The sequence below is a fragment of the Desulfovibrio sp. X2 genome, from assembly GCF_000422205.1.
GTDB lineage: Bacteria > Desulfobacterota > Desulfovibrionia > Desulfovibrionales > Desulfovibrionaceae > Alkalidesulfovibrio.
Window position 1 is genome coordinate 109,870 of sequence record NZ_ATHV01000015.1, and the last position, 20,840, is coordinate 130,709.

Consider the following 20,840-nt stretch of genomic DNA (forward strand, 5'->3'; position numbering starts at 1 on the left):
GGCCCTTCCTTTTCCCTTCCTTCCTTCCTTCCTTCCTTCCTTCCTCGTCTTCCCGCCCGTCCGCTCAGGCCTGGGCAGGCAGCATCCGCTCCACCCAGTCCGCGATCTGCAGCGCGGCGTGCCGGGCCATCGCCGGGGTGATGGTCGGCACGGACGCGGCAAGCTCCTCCAGCCTGTCGGGCGCGAGCCCCGTGACCCTGCCCACGTGGAAGAGGCCGAGGGCGGAGTCCGCGATCCGTGCGCCGCAGCCGCCCGCCACGCCCAGGAACTCGCCGCGCGATCCGTTCCGTCCGGGCGCGAAGATGGGCACGGCGATCTTGCACAGCCCGGCGTCGCACTCCTCCACCACCGGGCCGTCGCGCTCCGCCTTGCGGCTGATGACCTGGTTGGCGCACGAGCAGATCTGCGAGAGCCCGTTCGGCACCGCCCGCACGGCGGGGCAGAGCGGGTTCACCCAGTTGGAGTATCCCGTGACCTTGCGGCCGTCCGCATGAAAAACGCCCGGGTTCAGCCCCAGGCGCGTGGTGATGTTCCTCTCCAGCGCTTCCCAGCGCGAGACGTCCAAGAGATCGGTGAGCGTCATCGTGGCCTCCTTTGCCCGCAGCAAAGAAAAGAGCGTGCCGGGCCGGGCGACGCCGCGAATATCCCCTGAAATCAGTGTGTTGCCGCAAAGGATCGGGCCCGGGCCGCGGCGCGGCGGTTGCGCCGCCGCAACACGTCCCGGTGCCGATGCGCAACCCGGCCGCGACACGGCCCCGCGCCGTCCGCTCCGCCGCCCTTCATCTCCGGTCATTGCCGCCCCTGCGGCCCGGCGCTGCGGCGCGTTGCGGGAAGCGAGCATGCCGTGTTGCACCGCCGCAACCCGGCTGCATCGCGGGCTTCTTCCCTTCGCCTCCGGATTTTTTCAACACGCTGCAATCAAAGAATGTTTTTTCATGGCGTGCTTCGGAACGCCCCTTGCTCAGCGCCGTGCAGGTGCGACGTCCCGGCTGCGGCGCAGCTCGCCGACCGGGGCCCAGAGCCGAGGGCGGCAATCCCGTCCCGCGAAGCGAGGTGTGACCATGAACCGGATCATGACCTGCGAAGGGATCGGCATCAGCGGCGTGCCGGACGACGAAGGCCTGCGCGAGCTGGCCGCCAAGGGCGTGAAGACCCTGGTGGACACCCGCGAGGGCGCGGAGCCCGGCGGTGCGGACATGATGGCCAAGGCCGCGGAGCACGGCCTGGACTACGTCCGCATCCCCATCTCGAAGAAGCGGCTGGACAAGGAGCAGATCGAGCGCTTCCGGCGCACCGTCCTCGATGCGGACAGGGCGCCCGTGCACATCTTCTCCACCGGGGGCAAGAGGCCCATGGGCATCCTCTGCTTCCTGGCCTGCGCGGGCAGGGGCGAGTCCATCTTCGAGGTCTTCCGCAAGGCCAAGAGCTGCGGCTGCAGCATCGACAAGGAATACGCGCTGAAGAACTACATCTTCGATTTCTACCGGGCGAACTGGCCGGAAATCCAACTGAACTACTACTCCAGGCAGCCGGGCTTCACCAGGGGCTAGGGCGTGGAGGAGAAGGGGAGCGCACATGTTGCAAAGCCATGATGTGGACTGGGAGGCCGGCGAACGGACGCTCGCCGACCTCGGTCGGCCGGGCAAGGGGACGCAGTGGGTGGAAGAGCCCCGCTTCAGTCCGGACGGCTCGCGCGCGGCCGCGGTGGCCAGGCTCGCGGACGACGTGAGCACCGTGCGGGTCAACGGGGAGGACTGGGAGCAGTCCTTCGACAAGGTCTGGAACCTGCGCTTCGCGCCCGACGGGCGGCTTTGCGCCCTGGTGCAGCAGGACGGCGAATGGACCCTGGCCGTGGACGGGGAGCCCTGGGAGAACACCTTCGAGTTCGCCTGGAACCCGCTCTTCAGCCGCGACGGGGCGCACATCGGCCTGTGCGTGCAAAACGGCATGCGCTACGGCCTGGCCGTGGACGACGCGCCCTGGGACGAGCTCTTCGCCAACGCCAACAACGCCCTGCTGGCGCCGGACGGCAGCCGCGCGGCCGCGGCCGTGCAGACCGAGCCCCTGGGCCAGGCCGAGATCGAGAAGTTCGGGAAGGGCGTCTTTTCCGCCGCCGTGGACGGCGTGGCCTGGCCGCGCAACTTCGTCAACGTCTGGAGCCTGGACTTCAGCCCGGACGCGAAGCGCCTCGCGGCCGAGGTGCGGCTCTCCCTGCACGAGCACACCATCGCCGTGGACGGCGAGCCCTGGCCCGTCACCTTTTCCGCGGTCTGGGAGCCGCGCTTCTCCCCGGACGGGAAGAGCGTGGTCGCCCCGGTGCGCTCCGGCGGCAAGTGGCGCCTGGCGCGCGACGGCCAGACGCTGTGGAACGGCACCTACGTGCAGCTCTGGCACCAGATGTTCAGCCCGGACGGCGAGCGCATCGCCGCCGTGGTCAGCCCGCGCTTCGGGCAGTGGACCATGGCCGTGGACGACCGCCCCTGGCAGGCCACCTTCGACGTGGTGAGCGACGCGGTCTTCTCCGCGGACGGCTCCCGCCTGGCCGCCGCGGTCTGCCGGGGCGGCAGGTGGACCGTGCTGGCGGACGGCAAGGCCTGGGCGCGCGACTTCGAGCGCGCCTGGCCGCCGGTCTTCAGCCCGGACGGCTCGCGGGTCGGTGCCCTGGTGGAGACGGACGGCCGCCGCGCCCTGGCCGTGGACGGAGAGATCGTCGGCACGGGCGGCGGGGACGTGCACGGCTTCGCCTTCTCCCCGGACGGGCAGAAGGTTCTCGTGAACCGCGTGGACGACGGCGCCTGCATCCGCAGCGTGCAGCGGCTCGGCAACGGCCGGAGGTAGGAGGGGACATGCACGCCATCTATCAATTCGTCAGCGGCCCCCTGGTCTGGGCGTCCTTCACCGTGTTCGTGGTCGGCTCGCTCTACCGCCTGGTCACCATGATCGCCATATCGCGCAGAAAGGACGCCCAGGTCCTGGAGTACATGAGCTTCTACTACGGCCTGCGCTCCATCCTGCACTGGAGCGTGCCCTTCATGAGCGTGAACATGCGGCGCCGCCCGGTCATGACCGTGGTGGCCTTCGCCTTCCACGTCTGCCTGCTCGCGGCGCCCGTCTTCCTGCTGGCGCACCTCGTCATGCTGGACACGGCCTTCGGGATCTCCTGGCCCGCGCTGCCCGAGGGCGCGGCCGACGCCATGACCCTGGTGGTCGTGGCGGCCTGCGTCTTCTTCCTCGTCCGCCGCATCCTGGCGCGCGAGGTGCGCTTCGTGACCCGGACCTCGGACTACGTCCTCCTCGGGATCGCGGCCGCGCCCTTCGTGACCGGCTTCCTGGCCTACCATCAGCTCCTCGACTACCGGCTGATGCTCGTCCTGCACATTCTCACGGGCGAGGCCATGCTCGTGGCCATCCCCTTCACCAGGCTCTCGCACATGATCTTCGCCCCCTTCACCAGGGCGTACATCGGCTCGGAATTCGGCGCGGTGCGACACGCGCGCGACTGGTAACCGCTCTTCAGCCAATCACGAGGTGGAATGATGAACGCCACAGCAACGAGCGCGACGTCGGGCGCAGCGGGTGCGAAGGCGGGCGGGGTCCCCGGCCCGTCCAGGGACCCGTCCATAGACGAGGGGCTGGCCCTCGGCCTTTCGCGCCTCACGCCCGAGCGCACGGAAAAGACGATCAGGGACTTCCTGTCCGGAGAGGTGGGCGCGCGCCTCTCCACCTACCTGGACACCTGCGTGCACTGCGGCCTGTGCGCCGAGGCCTGCCACTACTATCTCTCGCACGACAACGATCCGAGCTACTCGCCCGTGGGCAAGGTCAGCCAGACCTGGTGGGAGATCATGAAGCGCGGCGGCCGCGTGGACCCGCAGTTCATCGGGCAGGCGGCGCGCATCGCCTACACGGAGTGCAACCTCTGCCGCCGCTGCTCCATGTACTGCCCCTTCGGCATCGACATCGCCTATCTGGTGGGCCTCATCCGGCGCCTGTGCTTCAAGCTCGGCGTCACGCCCAAGTACCTGCAGGACACGGCCAACAGCCACTCCGCCACGCTCAACCAGATGTGGGTGCGCGAGGACGAGTGGATCGACAGCCTGCAGTGGCAGGAGGACGAGGCGCGCGACGAGGTGCCCGGCCTTCGCATCCCCCTGGAGAAGGAAGGGGCCGAGATCATGTACTCGGTCATCGGGCCCGAGCCCAAGTTCCGCACCCAGCTCATCTACCAGGCCGCGGTCATCATGCACGCCGCGGGCGTGGACTGGACCATGCCCGCCACCCCGGGCTGGGACAACAGCGACATGGCCATGTACAGCGGCGACTACGAGCTCATGGGCCGCCTCAAGCGCGCCCACTTCGAGACCGCGCGCCGCCTGAAGGTCAAACGCATCGTCATGGGCGAGTGCGGACACGCCTTCCGCTCCGTCCACGACGTCGGCAACCGCTGGCTTGGCTGGCGCGACCGGCCCACCCCGGTCATACACGCCGTCCAGTTCTACCACGAGCTGCTCTCCAGCGGGCGGATATCCATCGCCAAGAAGTACGACGAGGCCGTGACCTTCCACGACCCGTGCAACATCGTGCGCGGCATGGGGCTGCACGAGATGGGCCGCGAGGTCGCCCGCGCCCTCGTCCCGGACCTGGTCGAGATGCACCCCAACCGCGAGCACAACTACTGCTGCTGCGCGGGCGGCGGGGTCATCAACTGCGGGCCGCCGTTCAGGAACACCCGCGTGGAGGGCAACCGGATCAAGGCCGAGCAGCTGGCCGCCACGGGCGTGAAGACGGTCATCGCTCCGTGCCACAACTGCCACGGCGGGCTCGAGGACATCATCCACCACTACAAGCTGGACATGAAGATCAAGTTCCTCGGCGACCTGATCTACGAGTGCATGGACAAACCCTGGGAAGAACAGGACGCGGGAGAGACGGCATGAAAAGGACCCTGATCCTGGCCGCGGCCCTGGCCGTGCTCTTCCTCGGCGCGGCCGTGCCCGGCCGCTCGCAGGACGAGATGCGGCAGCTGGCCGATCCGGCCTTCGCCCCGGCCAAGCGGGCGGCCGTGCCCTTCAACCACGACGCGCACAACGCCGCGGCGGGCATAGAGAACTGCGCCGCCTGCCACCACGCCTACGAGAACGGCGTCCTGCAGAAGGACCAGGACTCCGTGGGCGTGCCCTGCTCGGACTGCCATCCCCTGAAGGCGGGCATGGCCGCGGCGGGCGGGCAGGACGTTACGGCCGAGACCACCCTGATGAACGCCTACCATCGCCAGTGCCAGACCTGCCACGAACAGCGCGGCAAGGGGCCGGTGATGTGCGGGGAATGCCACCCCAAGGGCTGACCGACGCCAGCGAGGGGGCCGCGCCGTCGCCACCGGCCGGCCCCGGGACCGGAAAAAGCCGCCCCGGGATGCACGTTGCATCCCGGGGCGGCAGTGCGTGGGGTGGGTTCCCGTCCGGTCCGAGGGTGCGGAGCCGTCGCAGGGTCCCCTTGAGACCTCAGAGTCCGCAATGGGCCAGGTCCGGCCCGAGGTAGGTCCGTTCGTTCTCACCCAGCACGCCGAGCGAGAGCGCGAGCAGCGTCCACAGGTGCACGGTGCGGTACGGCGCCTTGAAATGGTCGGCCAGGTCGTGGATCTGCGAGTGGCAGTTGTGGCAGGGGGTGATGCAGTAGGCCGCCCCGGTGTCCAGGATCTGCTGCAGCTTGATCCTGCCGTAGGCGTGCCGCGCCTCGGTGTAGCCCGATTGCAGGAAGCCGCCTCCGCCGCCGCAGCAGAAGTTGTTGGAGCGGTTGGGGTACATGTCCACGAAGTTCTCCTCGCCGACCACGCTCCTGACCACGAAGCGCAGGTCCTCGGCGATGGGGTCGCCCAGCGACTTGCGCACGAGCTGGCAGGGGTCCTGGACCGTGAACCTGATCTTCAGCTCCCTGTTCCAGTCCGCGCTCGGCGTGAGCCTGCCCTCGCGGATCCACAGGGCGTACCAGCGGATGATGGAATCGAGCTCGAAGGAATGGGGGATGTCGAACTTCTGCAGTCCGGACCGGACCGCGTAGAACTCGTGCCCTCACTCCGTGTTGAGCCATGTTCGGGCCCCCAGGTCGTCCACGGCCCGCGCCTTCTTGCGCACGATGCTCTCCCAGGCCGCATCGTCGGCCGCGAACATGCAGTAGTTCTCGGCCGACCAGCCGAGCGTGCCGTAGGTCCAGTCGGCCCCGGCCAGGTGCAGGATCTTCCACAGGGGCACCATCTCGTCGGGCTCGGTGACCGGCTCGCGCGAGTTCTGGTTGAGGAAGAAGGTGGCGTTCTTCCTGTCGATGGGCGCCTGCATGTCCGCGAAGCGCGCATCGGCCTCGCGCACCTCGGAGAGCACGTCTTCCACCACGAAGCGGAAGTCCTCGGCGCTGGCGCCCATGGCGCTCGCGCCCTCGTTGGTCAGGGCCATGTCGCAGGACTTGACGATGCCGCGCGGCCGCTTCTCGCGCGGCCAGCTTTGGCGCGCCTCGTAGACCAGCTGGGGGATGTCCACGCCCATGGGGCAGGCGTGCACGCAGCGGCGGCACATGGTGCACATCCAGACCCAGGGGCTTTCCAGCGCCTCCTTCTCCTGCCCGAAGGCCAGCAGGCGCAGGAAGCGGCGCGGGTCCATGCCCTCGAGGCCCGTGGCCGGGCAGCCCGAGGCGCAGGCGCCGCAGGTGAAGCACATGCTCAGGTGGCCGCCCTCAGGGAGCAGCCCCTGGACCCTGTCCAGGAACGGATGCTCGAGATTCTCGACGACGATCGGTTCGGTCATACGATCCTCCTCACGATGTTCGGGAACTGTTCCCCGGGTTGTCCCGGGGACTGCCGCGCCCAGGGAAGCGCCAGTGAAGCGTCAGTGGAGCGTCCCTCCCGCGTCCGCGTCCCTGCCCGCGTCCTTTTCCGTTTTGGCCCGCGCGGGGCCGCGCTCGCCGGGCATGGGGCCGTCCCCGCCCAGGGGCTTCCAGCCGCCGGTTCCGTCCGCGCCCTCCGCGCCGCATCCCTGCGCGCATCCCTGCGCGCAGTCGGCGAGCGAGGCGAAGGGGCAGCTCGAGGGCCGGGGCGGGCTCATGGCGGACCACTCGGCCACGATGGCCGCGAGGTCGGCCAGGAAGGGGTCGAGCACCTCCTCCATGAGCAGGAAGTTGAAGAAGACCTTCACGCCCTCCACGAAGGGATGGGGCAGGCCGTGCTTGGTGAGGCGGCCGAGGTAGACCTTGTGCGGCCAGGGCTCGTCCATGAAGGCCAGGAACGGCCGGATGCCCTTGTTGCGCAGCACGAAGCGGATGTCGTAGCCCTCGCCCTTGATGCGGCATTCGCTCAGGTACAGGGGCTTTGGCTCCATGCCCGCCGGGTGCGCGCGGGCCTCGGTCATCAGCCGCAACAGCCCGCACACGGCCTCGTAGAACGGATAGGCCTTGGTGCGCAGAAACTCCTCGCGTGACTTTTCCATGCGTCCTCCCATTTTCGGGGTCGCTGTCCGGGACCGCGCAGCATCGAGCACCGCGATGGCCCCTGCATGTTCCGATGCCCCCTGCCTATGGAAAAGCCGTGCCAGTCGTTTGCTGCCGGAAAACTGCCGTCATATCAGTTGGTTGCTGGATGGTTCGCAGCGCGCTGGAAGACACGTTGCAGGGGTGCAACCCGCGCGGGTTGCACCCCTGCAACGTGTGGAAAACGACGCACGGGGAGAGGGACGCACAAGGCCGGAGAGGAGGGCCGGACAGGGAGGCGGCCGGATGGGGAGGCGGATGGCCCGGGAGGCGGAGGCGCGAGGGCGGGCGCGGGACTGCTCGTGTCTGGGCGCTGTTTCGGCCGCCGTTTCGAGAGTCCCGGCGCTACGGCCTCAGATGCCGTACTTGCGCATGCGGCGCCAGAGCGTGGTGCGGTTGATGTTCAGGCTCACGGCCGTGCGCTGGATGCTCCAGTCGTTCTCCATGAGGGCCTGCAGGATCACGTCGCGCTCGCGGTCCACGAGGGTGCGGGCGGACTCGTCGGGCGGGGCGGGCAGCCTCTTTTCCGGCTCGCGGCGCTTGAGGATGGGCTGGAACACGGACGCGGCCAGGGTCTTGCCCTCGGAGAGGATCACGGCCTGCTCGATGACGTGCTTGAGCTCGCGCACGTTGCCCGGGAAGGGGTGGCGCACGAGCAGCCGCTTGGCCGAGTCGTCCAGGTGGGTGGTCTTCTTGCCGTAGTGCTCAGCGGCCCAGGCCAGGAAGTGCTCGGCCAGGGGCACGATGTCCGCGGTGCGCTCGCGAAGCGACGGCATGTGCAGCTCGAGCACGCGCAGGCGGTAGAAGAGGTCGGCCCGGAAGAAGCCCTGGGCGATGCGCCGCGTGAGGTCCGCGTTCGTGGCGGAGAGCAGGCGCACGTTCACGCTCACCGGCCTGCTGGACCCCAGGGGGTAGAACTGGCGGTCCTCCAGGGCCTGCAGGAGCTTGGCCTGGAGCTCGAGGGGGATCTCGCCGATCTCGTCCAGGAAGAGCGTGCCGCCCTCGGCCAGCTCGAAGAAGCCGGGCTTGTCCTTGCGCGCGTCGGTGAAGGCCCCGGCCTTGTAGCCGAAGAGCTCGGACTCCAGGAGCCGGTCCGGCAGGGCGGCGCAGTTGACCTTGATGAAGCGCCCGGCGCGGCGCGGGCTCATGGCGTGGATGCTGCGCGCCATGACGTCCTTGCCCGTGCCCGTCTCGCCGGTGAAGAGGATGGAGGCGTCCGTGGAGGCCACGGCCCGGGCCGTGGTGAAGAGCTCGATCATGCGCGGGTCGCGGCAGATGACGCCCCGCAGCACGTCGTCCGGCGCGTTCCTGGCCTCGTCCTCGGCCGGGCCGAAGCGGTCGGTGAAGCACTGCACCCCGCCCCGTATGCGCCGCCGCTCCCCGCGCAGGGGCGAGGCCGTGATCTCCAGCGGCACGCGGCGGTTGTCGCGCGTCAGGTAGTGCACCTGGCGCCGGGCCACGGTCTTGCCGCTCTGGATGGCCTGCTGCAGGTGGCAGTTGCGGTTGCAGTACTCGGTGTGGAAGATCTCCCAGCACTTGCGGCCCATGGCCTCGGCCGCGGAAAAGCCGGTGATGCGCTCGGCCTCGGGGTTGAAGGAGATGATGGTCCAGTCCGCGTCCACGGAGAAGACGCCCACGCCCAGGTTGTCCAGCACCCGGCCGCCGGAGAGGCCCGCGCGCAGGCTGCCGCCCGGACCGTCGCCCGCCGGGCCGGGAGGCGTTTCGTCAGGCGTGCCGGAGGCCCCGGAGCGGACCCCGGAGCGGGCCCCGGGGCGGCCCCCGGAGCGGGAGGAGGCGGAAGAGGCGGAAGGCGCGGAAGGCGCGGCAGGACTGGGCAAAGCATTGCGCATGGGCATCCTCTCTTGGCCGGGCGCCGCGCCTCGGCCATGCCCCCGGGCGGGGAGGCCCGCCCGGGGGAGGGACGGGAGGCGTTGGCGAAACGTCCTGTCAGGCCGCGGACCCGGCGTCGCGCCCGCTCGGCCCCACGGCGGCGGGGCCGGGCGGACGCGCGTGGCTGTTGTGTCGCCTCTTCCTTGAGCATGTGCCGTGCCATGCGCTGAAATCAAGCGATTACATGGTGTTGGCGCGAAACGGCCGGGCGGCCGCGTTGCAGGGTGCATCCGGATGACGCATTTTGCGTCGTTTTTCGGCGAAGTCCCTTGACCGCGCCCGCCGCGGATACAATAGTGCCCCATGGCCGGACGAACGAAAAAGAATTCCGCCTTCCCCGCGAACGTCACCTGCGCCGCGATCATGGACAGCGTGGCCGACGGGGTCTTCACCGTGGACCTCAACTGGCGCATCACGGCCTTCAACCGCGCGGCCGGGGAGATAACGGGCATCGCGCCCGAGCAGGCCATCGGCCGCACCTGCCGCGAGGTCTTCCATTCGAGCATCTGCGACGGCTCGTGCGCCATGAAGGCGAGCCTGGAGCAGGACGCGCCGGTGAGCAACAAGTCCATCTTCATCATCCGCGAGGACGGCACGCGCGTGCCCATCTCCATCAGCGCCGCCCCGCTCAAGGACGAGTCCGGCCGGGTCATCGGCGGGGTGGAGACGTTCCGCGACCTCTCGGCCCTGCAGCTGATGCGCAAGGAGCTGGAAGGGCTCTACACGCTCGAGGACATCCGCACGCGCAGCGGCGCGCTCATCAGGATGCTCGACATCCTGCCCCAGATCGCGGAGAGCGAGGCCGCCACGCTCCTGCTCGGCGAGTCCGGCACGGGCAAGGAGCTCTTCGCCCGCGCCATCCACACCCTGAGCCCGCGCAAGAAGGGGCCGTTCGTGGCCGTGAACTGCGGCGCGCTGCCCGAGCAGCTGCTGGAGTCCGAGCTCTTCGGCTACAAGGCCGGGGCCTTCACGGACGCGCGCAAGGACAAGCCCGGCCGCTTCCGCCTCGCGGACGGCGGCACGCTCTTCCTGGACGAGATCGGCGACATGCCGCTGCCGCTCCAGGTGAAGCTTTTGCGCGCGCTGCAGGAGCGCGTCATCGAGCCGCTGGGCGCCGTGGCGCCGGAGCCGGTGAACGTGCGCGTGGTGGCGGCCACCAACCGCGACCTCGCGCGCCTCGTGGAGGAGGGCGGCTTCCGCCAGGACCTCTACTACCGCCTGAACGTGGTGCAGCTGAAGCTGCCGCGCCTGCGCGACCGGCCCGAGGACATCCCCCTGCTCACCGAGCACTTCGTGCACAAGCGGCGCTGCCTGACCGGCAAGCCCATCGAGGGCGTGTCCGAGGACGTCATGCAGCTGCTCATGCGCCACCCCTTCCCGGGCAACGTGCGCGAGCTCGAGAACATCGTGGAGTACGCCTTCATCCTCTGCCCGAGCGGCTTCATCCAGCTCGAGCACCTGCCCGAGTCCCTGCACCCGGCCCAGGCCGCGCCCAGGGCCAAGTCCGGCGCGCAGACCATGGAGGACATGCGGCTTTCCGCCGTGCGCGAGGCCCTGGCCCGCAACAAGGGCCGCAAGATCGCGGCCTGCCGCGAGCTCGGCATCTCCCGCGACACCCTGCGCCGCATCCTGAAAAAGAACGACGCAAAATAAGTCGTTTTCCTGAAAAACGCTGCATTCTGCCGCGTTTCTTCGTCTCCCCCTCACCACATCCGCTTCGCCAATAGCCTGTCTTTACAGACAAATCTCCCTGGCATGCTCCCTGCTTAAGGTGGCGTGACGGCGGCGCGCGAACGCCTTCAGCGCGGCGCCGCACAATGCCCGGAGAACGCCATGCGCCTGTGCCTCGCCTGCCACCAGGACCGGTTGGCCACCCTGCTCGACACCACGACGCACCTCGTCTTCGTGGACGTGGACTGCGGCCGGGTGACCGAACTCGCGCAGTGCGGCATCCCCTACGCCGCGCCCCGTGTGCTGGCCGAGCGGCTGGACTCGCTGCAGACCGGAACGCTCCTGTGCGGGGGCATCAGCCGCCAGGACCGGCTCTCGCTCGAGGGCCGGGGGGTGCGCGTCATCCCCTGGCTGTGCGGCAGCCTGGACAGGGTCGCGGAGGCGCTGCTGTCCGGGGACGTGGCCGGGCTGGCCATGCCGGGCTGCCCGTGCAGATGCCGGGGGCTGGGCCCCGGGGCCGGGGGCGGCCGAGGACACCGGGGAGGCCGAGGCTGCGGCGGCGCGCGCACGAAGGCGGGCGCCGGGTGCGAAGGGCCGGGACCGGAGAACGGGCCGAAACAGGCGCAAGCGGCGGACGCAAAGACGCCCGCCAAGGAGAAGACGCCATGAGAAACGCAATGAATAACGGAATGAGCGGACAGGGACAGGGGCAGGGCCAGGGACGCGGAACGGGCCGCGGCCGGGGCTGCGGACAGGGCATGGGAAAGGGCCAGGGCCAGGGCCAGGGCAAGGGCATGGGCCGCGGCGGCTGCCGCGGCGTCAAGTCCGTGCAGCCCGCCGATGTGTCGGCCGACATGTCCCCCGACGCGTCCCCCGAGACGTCCCCCGACACGTCTGCCGCCGCGCCCGCCCCCGACCAGGACGAGCAGACCGGCGCGGGCGCGGCCGCCTTCCCCAGGCGGCTGCGCCGCCGCGACGGCTCGTGCCGCAGGCGCGGCGCCTGAGCCGGGCGCGGCACGAGTCGGCAACCCCGAGACAGCCACGGGCGGGAGAGGCGCCAAGCGGCGCCCGGCACCCCCTCTCCCGCCGAAAAGGATGGAGTGTATGGACATCATCGCAGTCACCGCCGAGGCCCCGGGCCTCGATTCCCCCGTCGATCCGCGCTTCGGCCGGGCGGCGGGGTTCGTCGTCGTGGACCTTTCCACCATGAAGGACACCTGGGTCGACAACGGCTCGTCGCAGACCCTGGCGCAGGGCGCGGGCATCCAGGCCGCGGAGAACGTCTCGGCCGCGGGCGCGGGCGTGCTCCTCACCGGCTGGGTGGGGCCCAAGGCCTTCACCGCGCTTTCCGCTGCGGGCATCAAGGTGGGCCAGGACCTCTCCGGCATCACCGTGCGCGAGGCCGTGGAGCGCTTCAAGGCCGGGAACGTCTCCTTCGCCGACGGGCCCAACAAGTGATCGTCGCCATCGCCAGCGGCAAGGGCGGCACCGGCAAGACCACGGTCTGCGCCTCCCTCGCCTCGGTCTGGCCGGGACCCGTTGCGGCCGTGGACCTCGACGTGGAGGAGCCGAACCTCGGCCTCTTCCTGCGCCCGCAGATCGCCTCCGAGGAGAGCGCCTTCCTCGAGGTGCCGCTGCCCCCGCTCGCAAACTGCACGCTCTGCGGGACCTGCGTGGAGCTCTGCCAGTTCAAGGCCGTGACGCGCATGGGCGGGCGCATCCTCGTCTTCCCGGAGATGTGCCACGGCTGCGGCGGCTGCCTGGCCTTGTGCCCCGAGCACTCCCTCTTGTCCGGCCGCCGCGAGCTCGGCACCGTGTCCGAGGGCGTCGTGCACGGCGGCACCTCGTCCGGCGGCTGGCCGATCCGCTTCCTCTCCGGCCGCCTGCGCGTGGGCGAGGCCATGAGCCCGCCGCTCATGCGCGAGGTGGTGCGCCGCCTCTCAGCCCTGCCGGCCGGGGAGGGGAGCCCCATGGACGCCCTTCTGGACGCGCCTCCGGGCGTGAGCTGCCCGGCGGTGAGCGCGGTCACGGCCGCGGACGCCGTCCTCCTCGTGGCCGAACCCACGCCCTTCGGCCTGCACGACTTCGCCCTGGCCGTGGAGGCCTTTCGGCCGCTCGGCAAGCCCATGGGCGTGGTCGTCAACCGCGCCGGGCTCGGCGACGAGTCCATCCAGGAATTCTGCCGCGCGAACGGCCTGCCCGTGCTGGCCGAGATCCCCTTCGAGCGCGCCATCGCCGAGGCCTACGCCCGCTCGCGCCTGATCGCGGGGCTCGACGCCCGGCTGCACGCGCTCTTCACCGATCTCGCCGCCCGCGTGGCCGGGCTGGCCGCGGGCAAGATCACGGAGGCCGCCCATGCCTGACGCGAAGCCCGCAAAGAGGAAAGTGACCGAGATCGTGGTCATCAGCGGCAAGGGCGGCACGGGCAAGACCTCGCTCACCGCCTCCTTCGCCCACCTGGCCGAGGACAGGATCGTCTGCGACCTGGACGTGGACGCGCCGGACCTGCACATCCTGCTCGCGCCGAAGCATCTGCGAAGCGAGCCCTTCGTCTCCGGCCACGAGGCGGCGATAGACCCCGGCCGCTGCACGGACTGCGGGCAGTGCGCGGCGCTGTGCCGCTTCGGGGCCGTCCGGGAGGTGGACGGCGAGTACGTCGTGGACCCGGTGCGCTGCGAGGGCTGCAAGGTCTGCGTGGCCTGCTGCCCGGCCGGGGCCGTGGACTTTTTGGACAAGACCTGCGGCGAGCGGCACGTGAGCGCCACGCGTTTTTGCACCATGGTGCACGCGCGCCTCTTTCCGGGCGAGGAGAACTCCGGCCGCCTGGTGACGCTCCTGCGCCGCGAGGCCCGCGCGCTGGCGGAAGAGGAGGGCAGGAGCCTCATCCTCTGCGACGGCTCGCCCGGCATCGGCTGCCCGGTCATAAGCTCGCTCAGCGGCGCGGACCTGGCCGTGGCCGTCACCGAGCCCACGCCGTCGGGCGCGCACGACTTCGCCCGCGTGGCCGAGCTGTGCGCCCACTTCCGGGTCCCCCTGGCGCTCGTCGTCAACAAGCACGACCTGAACCCGGAGCAGACCCGGGCCATCGAGGACGCGGCCCGCGCCATGGGCCACGTCGTGGCGGGCAGGATCCCGTTCCACCCGGACGTGACCGCGGCCATGCTCGCGCGCAAGGCGGTCACGGAGACGGATTCGCCGCTCGCCCCGCTGATCCGCGACATCTGGACGACCATTCTCGAAACCGCCGGACGCGCCGCGAAGACCGCGGCCGCGCCCGTTCTCACCACACTCAAAGGAGCCTGAACCATGGACAAGATGCTTATCGCCGTTCCCTCGGAGCTGCCGGGCGGGATGACCGCCGCCGTGGGCGCGCACTTCGGCCACTGCGACCTCTACACCCTGATCGAGGTGCAGGGCGGCGAGGTCACGCGCGTGGCCACCCTGCCCAACGTCCCGCACCAGCAGGGCGGCTGCATGGCCCCGGTCAACCACCTGGCGAGCAGCGGCGTCACCGTGCTCATCGCGGGCGGCATGGGCATGCGCCCGCTCATGGGCTTCAACCAGGTGGGCATCGAGGTCTTCCACGGCGCGGGCGCGGAAAGCGTCTCGCACGCGGTGGAGGCCTTCCTGGCCGGACAGCTTCGGCGCTTCGCCCCGGAGTTCACCTGCGGCGGCGGACACGGCTAGGGTGGGCGCCATGCCGGGAGGGGGAACATCCGCCGTCGTCGCCAGCCCCCGGGCCGGTTCCAGGGCGCTCGCGCCCTTCATCGAGGCGCTGCGCGTCGAGGGCTGCGAGGTCTCCTGCGCGGTCACGGCCGCAGAGGCCCTGTCCCTCGTGCGCGACAGGCGCCCAAAGCTCCTGATCGCGGACGAGGGGCTGCCGGACCTGCCGGGCGGGGACCCGCTGGCCCTGGCCGCCCAGGTCCTGCGCGTGGACGCCTTCGTCAGCACCGCCGTGGTCGGCGGCCTCGCTCCGGAGGCGTTTCACGAGAAGAGCGAGGGGCTCGGACTGCTCGCCCAGCTCCCGCCCGAGCCCGGCCCCAAGGAGGCCTGCCGCCTCCTGGAGCGGCTCTGGCTGGTGCAGGGCTAGCGGATTTGGGGCACGGGCGTTCTCCGTCCGTGCCCTTTCCTTTCCGCGAACCTTGCCCGCGGGCGCGAAAGGCTGCTAGCATCGGGCAGTGAAAAAACTCCGCCCAAGGAGGCCGAACCATGTACTTCAACCAGATCACCGTGCCGGGCCTCGGCTGCCAGTCCTACGTCGTCGGCTGTCCCGCGGCCAAGGTCATGGCCGTCGTCGATCCCAAGCGGGACATCGCGGACTACCTCGAGATCGCCCGGTCCGAGGGCATGCGCATAACCCACATCATCAACACCCACCTGCACGCGGACCACGTGAGCGGCGACCAGGAGCTGCGCGCGGTCACGGGCGCGAAGATCTACATCAACGACTCCGTGCCCATCGACTACGTGCACGAGGGGCTGTCGGACGGCGACGTCTTCGTGCTCGGCGCGGCGAGGATCGAGGTCCTGCACACGCCCGGCCACACGCCCAACTCCGTGAGCCTCCTGGTCACGGACACGGCGCGCTCGGACGAGCCCGAGATGCTGCTCACGGGCGACCTCCTCTTCGTGGGCGACACCGGCAGGCCGGACCTCGCGGGCGAGGACCTGATCGCGCAGCAGGTGCAGAACCTCTACACGAGCCTGTACGAGAAGTTCGCCGCCTTCCCGGACTACCTGGAGGTCTACCCGGCCCACGGCCAGGGCACGCTCTGCGGCAAGGGGCTGAGCGCCAAGAAGAGCTCCACGCTCGGCTACGAGCGCCGGGCCAACCGCATGCTGCGCTTCTCCTCCTTCGAGGAGTTCAAGAAGGACGTGACCTCGTCCTACCCCGCGCGTCCCAAGAGCTACGGCCACATCATCGAGACCAACAGGAAGGGCGCGCCCCTGCTCGACACCTGCCCCATGGACAAGCGGCTCGAGCCCGCGCAGTTCGAGGAGCTGATGCGGGAGGGCGCCGTGGTCATCGACACCCGCGACGCCGCCTCCTTCGGCGGCTTCCACATCCCGGACAGCATCAACATCGGCTTCGAGAAGCAGCTCGCCAACTGGGTGGGCATGGTCGTGGAGCCGGACGCGGACATCCTCCTCGTGACCGACGGCCGCGAGGGCTACGACCGCATGACCTGCGAGCTGCACCGCATCGGCTACGACCGCATCTTCGGCTACCTCTCGGGCGGGGTCTCCTCCTGGCTCATGAGCGGCAGGCCCGTGGCCCAGCTCGGCCAGACCTCCCCGCACCAGCTGGCAGACGAGCTGAAGGGGAAGGCCGCGCCCGTGGTCGTGGACGTGCGCACCCCGGCGGAGTGGGAGGCGGGCCGCATCGCGGGGGCGGTGCACTTCCCGCTCACCGCGATGCTCGAGGGCCGCTTCCCGGACCTTGGCAAGGACGCGGACGTGGTGGCCCAGTGCGGCTCGGGGTACCGCTCGAACATCGCGGGCAGCCTCATGCGCCAGGCCGGGTTCAGCCATGTGCGCTCGCTCGCGGGCGGCTTCTTCGCCTGGCGCGGCGCCGGGCTGCCCGTGTCCTCCTGAGCCGGGCCGGGCCGCGGGCAGGGAACGCGCCATGAGCGCCGCAGGAAGCGAGGGGCCGGACGGGACGCGGGGCACCGGCGAGGCCGGGGGCGGCCTCGCGCAGTGCCGCCGCATTCTCGAATACGCGGCCGAGGGCTTCTTCCTCATGGACCCGGAGCTGCGCATCACCGAGGTCAACCAGGCCCTGCTGCGCCTTCTCGGCCGGGGCAGGGACGAGCTCGTCGGCCGCCATCCCTGGGAATTCTTCGACGAGACCACCCAGGCCTTCCTGGAGCGGAAGCGCCGCGAGTTCGTGCGCCGGGAGCGCCGCCACTTCCGCGCGGTCTTCGTGCGGCCGGACGGCGCGGCCGTGCCGGTGATGATCCACGGCGCGCAGCTGCGGGACGAAGCCGGGCGGCTCGTGGGGCAGTTCGTCTTCGTGACCGATCTGCGCGAGGAGGAACGGGCCCTGGCCATGGCCCAGGAGGTGCAGCAGCGCCTGCTGCCCAGGGAGGCGCCGCGCCTGGAAGGGGTGGAGCTCGCGGGCTGCTGCGTGCCCTCGCACGGCGTGGGCGGCGACTACTACGACTTCCTTCTGCCCGTGGGCGCGCGCGACAGGCTGCAGGTGCTCCTCGGCGACGTCGCGGGGCACGGTCTGGAGGCGGCGCTGCTCATGGCCTCGGTGCGGGGCATGGTGCGCATGCGGGCCACCAGGCCCGGCGCGCCGCTCGACGTCGTGCGGGACCTGAACCGCATGCTCTGCCAGGACATGGGCGCCTCGGGCCGCTTCATGACCCTGCTCCTCTGCTGCCTGGACCTGGGCGCGGGCGAGATCAGATGGGTCCGCGCCGGACAGGACCCGGGCCTCCTCCGGCAGGCCGCCACTGGCCGCATCGTGCGGCTCGGAGGGCGGGGCGTTCCGCTCGGCGTGGATCCGGACGCGGACTTCGAGGAATCGCGCCTGCCGTTCGCCCCGGGCGACTGCCTCTGCCTGGCCTCGGACGGCCTGCGCGAGGCGCGGGGCGGGGCGGACGGCGGCGGGATGTTCGGCTGGGAACGCATGGAGGCCGTGCTCGACGCCCACGCCTCGGGTCCGCCCGAGGAGCTGCTGCGGGCCATGTGCGGGGCCATGCGTTCCTTCACGCGCAACATGCCGCAGGAGGACGACGTCACGCTCGTCGTGGCGCGGTGTACCCGAGAGCCTTCCCGCCGCGACGGCTTATGCGGCAATTTGCATGACTGAAAAACGGCATTGCGCGACGCGATGCGCGATGTCCGGCGTTTTTCCCGCCGGGCATGCCGTCGAGCCCCGGCGCTACTGCGCCTTCTGCGTTCCGCCCTGCTGGCGCTCCACCGCGTCGATGGTCTTCGCGGCCTCGCCGGGCTTGGCCGGGGAGAGGTCCTGGGTCAGGAAGGCGCCCGAGCCGGGCAGGATCAGGTCGAGCCTGCGATAGGTCGCCAGGGCCACGCTCGCCTTGCGCGGGGCGAGGTCCAGGACGTGGCCGCCCGCGGCGAGGTCCGCGGTCAGGAAGTGCAGGTGCCAGCCCGCCACGCCCATCTCGCCCACGTAGGGCGGCTCGTAGACCGCGACCACGGTGCCGCTGACCGTGCCGAAGCGGAAGACCGACTGGTGCTTCACGACCGCGGCCAGCGGCGGGTAGGGCTTTTCCTGGCGCGGCACGCTGCGCGTGGTGGCCGAGGCGAACTCGCCCTCGATCACGGCCACGGCGAAAAAGTTGGGGCTTTCGAGCATCCCGGTCAGGGTCTTCTCGACCTCGGCCAGGGAGTTTGCCGGGGGCAGGGCGGTGCGGGGCGCGTCGGCCACGGGCGCGATCTGGATGAAGGGCGTCGTGGCCTCGGGCGCGACCGCGTAGGCCCGTCCGTCCGCCCTGATCTGGCGGCAGGCGGAGCGTACGCAGATCAGCTCGCCGTCCAGCCCGTCCACCGTGCCCAGGCCGTAGTCGCCGTGGCGCAGGGCCTCGCCGATGGTCATGGTGCCGTCGTAGCCGCCGCGCAGCAGGGCGCCGAGGGTGGAGTACTGGGTGAAGGCCGGGCCGGAATCGGCCGCGAAGCCCGCGCTCGCGAGCAGGAGAACGAGGATGAGGCCCAGACAGCAAGAACGACGTTTCATGGCACCCCCCGCCAGGTTTTAGGGAAAACGCGGCCGCCGCGCGAGCCCTTGTCCTAGCCCGGATGGGCCCTGCGGGCAATCACGTTGCGGCCCGGTTCCCCCGACGGCGCGGCGCGCCGCCGGGGGACGGGGGAGGTGCGGGACGGGAGAAGAAGGCTAGAGGGCGACGACCTGCTTGCCGATCATGCGGCCGGAGAGCTGGCGCAGGTGGGCGTCGGCCAGGTTCTTCGCGCTGAGCCCCTCGAGGGTGCGGGTGAGCGTGGTGCGCAGGGTGCCCGCGTCCACGAGCCTGGCCGCCTGGTCCAGGATGGAGCCCTGCTCGGCCATGTCCTCGGTCGCGAACATGGAGCGGGTGTACATGAACTCCCAGCAGATGCGGGCGCTCTTCTGCTTGAACAGGGTGATGTCCAGGGGGGTCGTGGGGTCGTCGATGAGGCAGACGGAGCCCTGCGGGCGGACGGCCCGGGCCATGGCCTGCCAGTGGGACTCCACGTGCGTGGTGCAGAACACGGCGTCCACGGTCTCGTGGCCGTTTTGGGCCAGCTGCGCCGGAATGTCGCCGCGGTGGTCCACGACCAGGGAGGCGCCGTGGTCGAGGCACCAGGCCGTGGTGTCCTCGCGCGAGGCCGTGGCGACGGCGGTTATTCCGGCCCAGCGGGCCAGCTGCAGGGCCATGGAGCCCACCCCGCCCGCGCCGCCGATGACCAGCACCGAGGAGCCCGCGTTGGCGTCCGCCCGGGGCGTGAAGCCCAGGCGCACGAACAGGGCCTCCCAGGCGGTCAGGGTGGTCAGCGGCATGGCCGCGGCCTCGGCCGCGGAGAGGCTCTCGGGCGCGCGGCCCGCGAGGCGCTCGTCGATCAGGTGGTACTCGGCGTTGGTGCCGGGCCGGGTGATGTCGCCCGCGTAGAAGACGCGGTCGCCGGGCACGAGGCGGGTCACGGCGGAGCCCACGGCCTCGACCACGCCGCAGGCGTCCCAGCCGAGGATCTTCTCCTCGCCCGCGGCCATGCGCGCATGGACCTTGGTGTCCACGGGGTTCACGGAGACGGCGTGCACGTGCACGAGCAGGTCGCGCGCGCCGGGCGCGGGCCTGTCGATTCCGGTCTCCCGGAAGGCTCCTGCCTCGTCCGGGGCCATGCCACCGACGGCGATGACGGCTTTCATGGGGTCCTCCTTGCGCCCGGGCACGCCCGGGACGGTAGATATGGAACCCATGGTACCCGAAAGCGCTCCTCGCGCAAGAAGGCACCTTTCGGTCAGGCAGTAACGCGCGGGAAACCGGCGGCCGTCCGAGGCGCGAAAGGGGGGACTGCCGGGGCTACTGGGCCGGGGCCTTCTCGGGCGCCGCGTCAGGCGCTTTCTCGTGTTTTCCTGTCTCGGGTCCCGCCCCGGGCGCGGCCTCGGGCGCGACCTTCATGGGCTTGGCGTCCGTGGGCACGGAGATGTGCATCTGGGCGATGCGCCAGTGGCCGCGGGTCTTGCACAGCACGGCCGTGAAGCGGGCCGGGAAGACCAGGCGCCCCTCGGGCGAGTCCACGGTCACGGGCGCGGCGCCGCCCGCCCAGACCACCTCGCCCTTGCGGCCCATGAAGCGGGGCACGAAGGCGATGCGAAGCGAGCCGGGATGCGAGAACTCGGCGCGGTAGGCGGCCTCCAGCGCGGCGCGGCTCTCCACCCACTCCTGCTGCCCGGTGCCCACGAAGAGCACGGGATCGGGCGCGCACAGCTCCATGAGGTCGTCCACGTTCTTGGACATGTAGGCCCGGGCGAGCTGCGCCAGGACCTCGTAGACCCGCTGCGCCGTGTTCGGGTCCACCGAGGGGGTGTGCACGAGCACGGCCTCCTCGGACGGGTGCTCCCCGCCGCGCGCCACGGGCACGTCCGTCTCCGCCGGACCCTTCTGCGAGGCGATGCACGGGGCCGCGAACAGGAGCGCGGCGGCGAGCAGGGCGGCGAGGGCGGCGGGGCGGCAAATGCTGCGGAAAACGCTGCGGCGGACGCGGGCGGACGGGCTTTGCACGGGGACCTCCGGAAGGTATGCTGGCCAGGCATGCTGAAGATG

At 70.8% G+C, this 20,840-nt stretch carries 22 protein-coding genes; 15 read left to right on the forward strand and 7 right to left on the reverse strand.

All coding sequences use genetic code 11. The annotated features are described in order from the left end of the window. Window positions 1-64: 64 nt before the first annotated feature. Complete coding sequence (locus tag DSX2_RS05820) at window positions 65-583, reverse strand: PocR ligand-binding domain-containing protein (RefSeq protein ID WP_020880232.1); 519 nt, start codon at window positions 581-583, stop codon at window positions 65-67. Between the two features lie 478 nt (window positions 584-1,061). Between DSX2_RS05820 and DSX2_RS18550 the strand changes: the two genes are divergently transcribed. From DSX2_RS18550 to tmcA, 5 genes are read left to right on the forward strand one after another with little or no spacing between them, the layout of a single operon-like run. Continuing rightward, window positions 1,062-1,550, forward strand: a complete 489-nt coding sequence (locus tag DSX2_RS18550) for a sulfur transferase domain-containing protein (RefSeq protein WP_020880233.1) — start codon at window positions 1,062-1,064, stop codon at window positions 1,548-1,550. 25 nt (window positions 1,551-1,575) lie between these two features. Beyond that, window positions 1,576-2,838, forward strand: coding sequence for an electron transfer complex subunit TmcD (tmcD, locus tag DSX2_RS05830; protein ID WP_020880234.1), 1,263 nt, complete (start codon window positions 1,576-1,578; stop codon window positions 2,836-2,838). Window positions 2,839-2,846: 8 nt separating this feature from the next. Further along, window positions 2,847-3,506, forward strand: coding sequence for a TmcC family electron transfer complex membrane anchor subunit (tmcC, locus tag DSX2_RS05835; protein ID WP_020880235.1), 660 nt, complete (start codon window positions 2,847-2,849; stop codon window positions 3,504-3,506). 30 nt (window positions 3,507-3,536) lie between these two features. Beyond that, a complete protein-coding gene (gene tmcB / locus DSX2_RS05840) occupies window positions 3,537-4,937 on the forward strand; it encodes an electron transfer complex ferredoxin TmcB (RefSeq protein ID WP_020880236.1) in 1,401 nt (466 codons plus the stop codon). After that, the gene (tmcA, locus tag DSX2_RS05845) at window positions 4,934-5,344 is read left to right on the forward strand and encodes an acidic tetraheme cytochrome c3 TmcA (protein ID WP_020880237.1); all 411 of its coding nucleotides are present in this window, start codon (window positions 4,934-4,936) and stop codon (window positions 5,342-5,344) included. The genes tmcB and tmcA overlap by 4 nt, the downstream gene beginning before the upstream one ends. 157 nt (window positions 5,345-5,501) lie before the next feature. Here tmcA and DSX2_RS17990 read toward each other — a convergent pair whose 3' ends face one another. The 3 genes from DSX2_RS17990 to DSX2_RS05865 all read right to left on the reverse strand — a co-directional run bounded on the left by DSX2_RS17990 (window position 5,502) and on the right by DSX2_RS05865 (window position 9,362). Then, window positions 5,502-6,794 carry a (Fe-S)-binding protein gene (locus tag DSX2_RS17990; protein ID WP_084486491.1) on the reverse strand — a complete coding sequence of 431 codons (1,293 nt, stop codon included), beginning with the start codon at window positions 6,792-6,794 and terminating at the stop codon, window positions 5,502-5,504. 81 nt (window positions 6,795-6,875) lie between these two features. Beyond that, complete coding sequence (locus DSX2_RS17480) at window positions 6,876-7,472, reverse strand: hypothetical protein (RefSeq protein ID WP_020880240.1); 597 nt, start codon at window positions 7,470-7,472, stop codon at window positions 6,876-6,878. A 393-nt stretch (window positions 7,473-7,865) separates the two neighbouring features. Then, entirely contained in the window at window positions 7,866-9,362 is a 1,497-nt protein-coding gene (locus DSX2_RS05865; RefSeq protein ID WP_020880241.1) for a sigma-54-dependent Fis family transcriptional regulator, read from the reverse strand. Between the two features lie 343 nt (window positions 9,363-9,705). Here DSX2_RS05865 and DSX2_RS05870 point away from each other — a divergent pair, with 343 nt between their 5' ends. From DSX2_RS05870 to DSX2_RS17490, 10 genes are all read left to right on the forward strand, one after another. Beyond that, window positions 9,706-11,055 carry a sigma-54-dependent Fis family transcriptional regulator gene (locus DSX2_RS05870; protein WP_020880242.1) on the forward strand — a complete coding sequence of 450 codons (1,350 nt, stop codon included), beginning with the start codon at window positions 9,706-9,708 and terminating at the stop codon, window positions 11,053-11,055. Window positions 11,056-11,235: 180 nt separating this feature from the next. After that, window positions 11,236-11,742 (forward strand): hypothetical protein, encoded by a 507-nt coding sequence (locus DSX2_RS17485; RefSeq protein ID WP_020880243.1) that lies wholly within the window; start codon window positions 11,236-11,238, stop codon window positions 11,740-11,742. 8 nt (window positions 11,743-11,750) lie between these two features. Further along, window positions 11,751-12,077 carry a hypothetical protein gene (locus DSX2_RS05880; RefSeq protein ID WP_152512854.1) on the forward strand — a complete coding sequence of 109 codons (327 nt, stop codon included), beginning with the start codon at window positions 11,751-11,753 and terminating at the stop codon, window positions 12,075-12,077. Between the two features lie 100 nt (window positions 12,078-12,177). Next, window positions 12,178-12,531: a NifB/NifX family molybdenum-iron cluster-binding protein gene (locus DSX2_RS05885; RefSeq protein WP_020880245.1), complete on the forward strand. Its 354-nt coding sequence runs from the start codon at window positions 12,178-12,180 to the stop codon at window positions 12,529-12,531. Further along, the gene (locus DSX2_RS05890; protein ID WP_020880246.1) at window positions 12,528-13,436 is read left to right on the forward strand and encodes a 4Fe-4S dicluster domain-containing protein; all 909 of its coding nucleotides are present in this window, start codon (window positions 12,528-12,530) and stop codon (window positions 13,434-13,436) included. The genes DSX2_RS05885 and DSX2_RS05890 overlap by 4 nt, the downstream gene beginning before the upstream one ends. A 22-nt stretch (window positions 13,437-13,458) precedes the next feature. Further along, entirely contained in the window at window positions 13,459-14,376 is a 918-nt protein-coding gene (locus DSX2_RS05895; RefSeq protein ID WP_052014703.1) for an ATP-binding protein, read from the forward strand. A gap of 3 nt (window positions 14,377-14,379) precedes the next feature. Next, window positions 14,380-14,760 carry a NifB/NifX family molybdenum-iron cluster-binding protein gene (locus DSX2_RS05900; RefSeq protein ID WP_020880248.1) on the forward strand — a complete coding sequence of 127 codons (381 nt, stop codon included), beginning with the start codon at window positions 14,380-14,382 and terminating at the stop codon, window positions 14,758-14,760. A gap of 10 nt (window positions 14,761-14,770) precedes the next feature. After that, complete coding sequence (locus DSX2_RS05905) at window positions 14,771-15,163, forward strand: hypothetical protein (protein ID WP_020880249.1); 393 nt, start codon at window positions 14,771-14,773, stop codon at window positions 15,161-15,163. A 119-nt stretch (window positions 15,164-15,282) separates the two neighbouring features. Continuing rightward, window positions 15,283-16,668, forward strand: a complete 1,386-nt coding sequence (locus tag DSX2_RS05910) for a rhodanese-like domain-containing protein (protein ID WP_020880250.1) — start codon at window positions 15,283-15,285, stop codon at window positions 16,666-16,668. 31 nt (window positions 16,669-16,699) lie between these two features. Continuing rightward, window positions 16,700-17,890, forward strand: coding sequence for a PP2C family protein-serine/threonine phosphatase (locus DSX2_RS17490; protein ID WP_020880251.1), 1,191 nt, complete (start codon window positions 16,700-16,702; stop codon window positions 17,888-17,890). 72 nt (window positions 17,891-17,962) lie between these two features. On the opposite strand, the gene budA is transcribed toward DSX2_RS17490, so the two are convergent. From budA to DSX2_RS05930, 3 genes are all read right to left on the reverse strand, one after another. Continuing rightward, entirely contained in the window at window positions 17,963-18,778 is an 816-nt protein-coding gene (gene budA, locus DSX2_RS05920) for an acetolactate decarboxylase (RefSeq protein ID WP_020880252.1), read from the reverse strand. Window positions 18,779-18,934: 156 nt separating this feature from the next. Further along, window positions 18,935-19,942 carry a zinc-binding alcohol dehydrogenase family protein gene (locus DSX2_RS05925; protein WP_020880253.1) on the reverse strand — a complete coding sequence of 336 codons (1,008 nt, stop codon included), beginning with the start codon at window positions 19,940-19,942 and terminating at the stop codon, window positions 18,935-18,937. 154 nt (window positions 19,943-20,096) lie between these two features. Next, window positions 20,097-20,798: a nuclear transport factor 2 family protein gene (locus DSX2_RS05930; protein WP_020880254.1), complete on the reverse strand. Its 702-nt coding sequence runs from the start codon at window positions 20,796-20,798 to the stop codon at window positions 20,097-20,099. Window positions 20,799-20,840 lie beyond the last annotated feature (42 nt).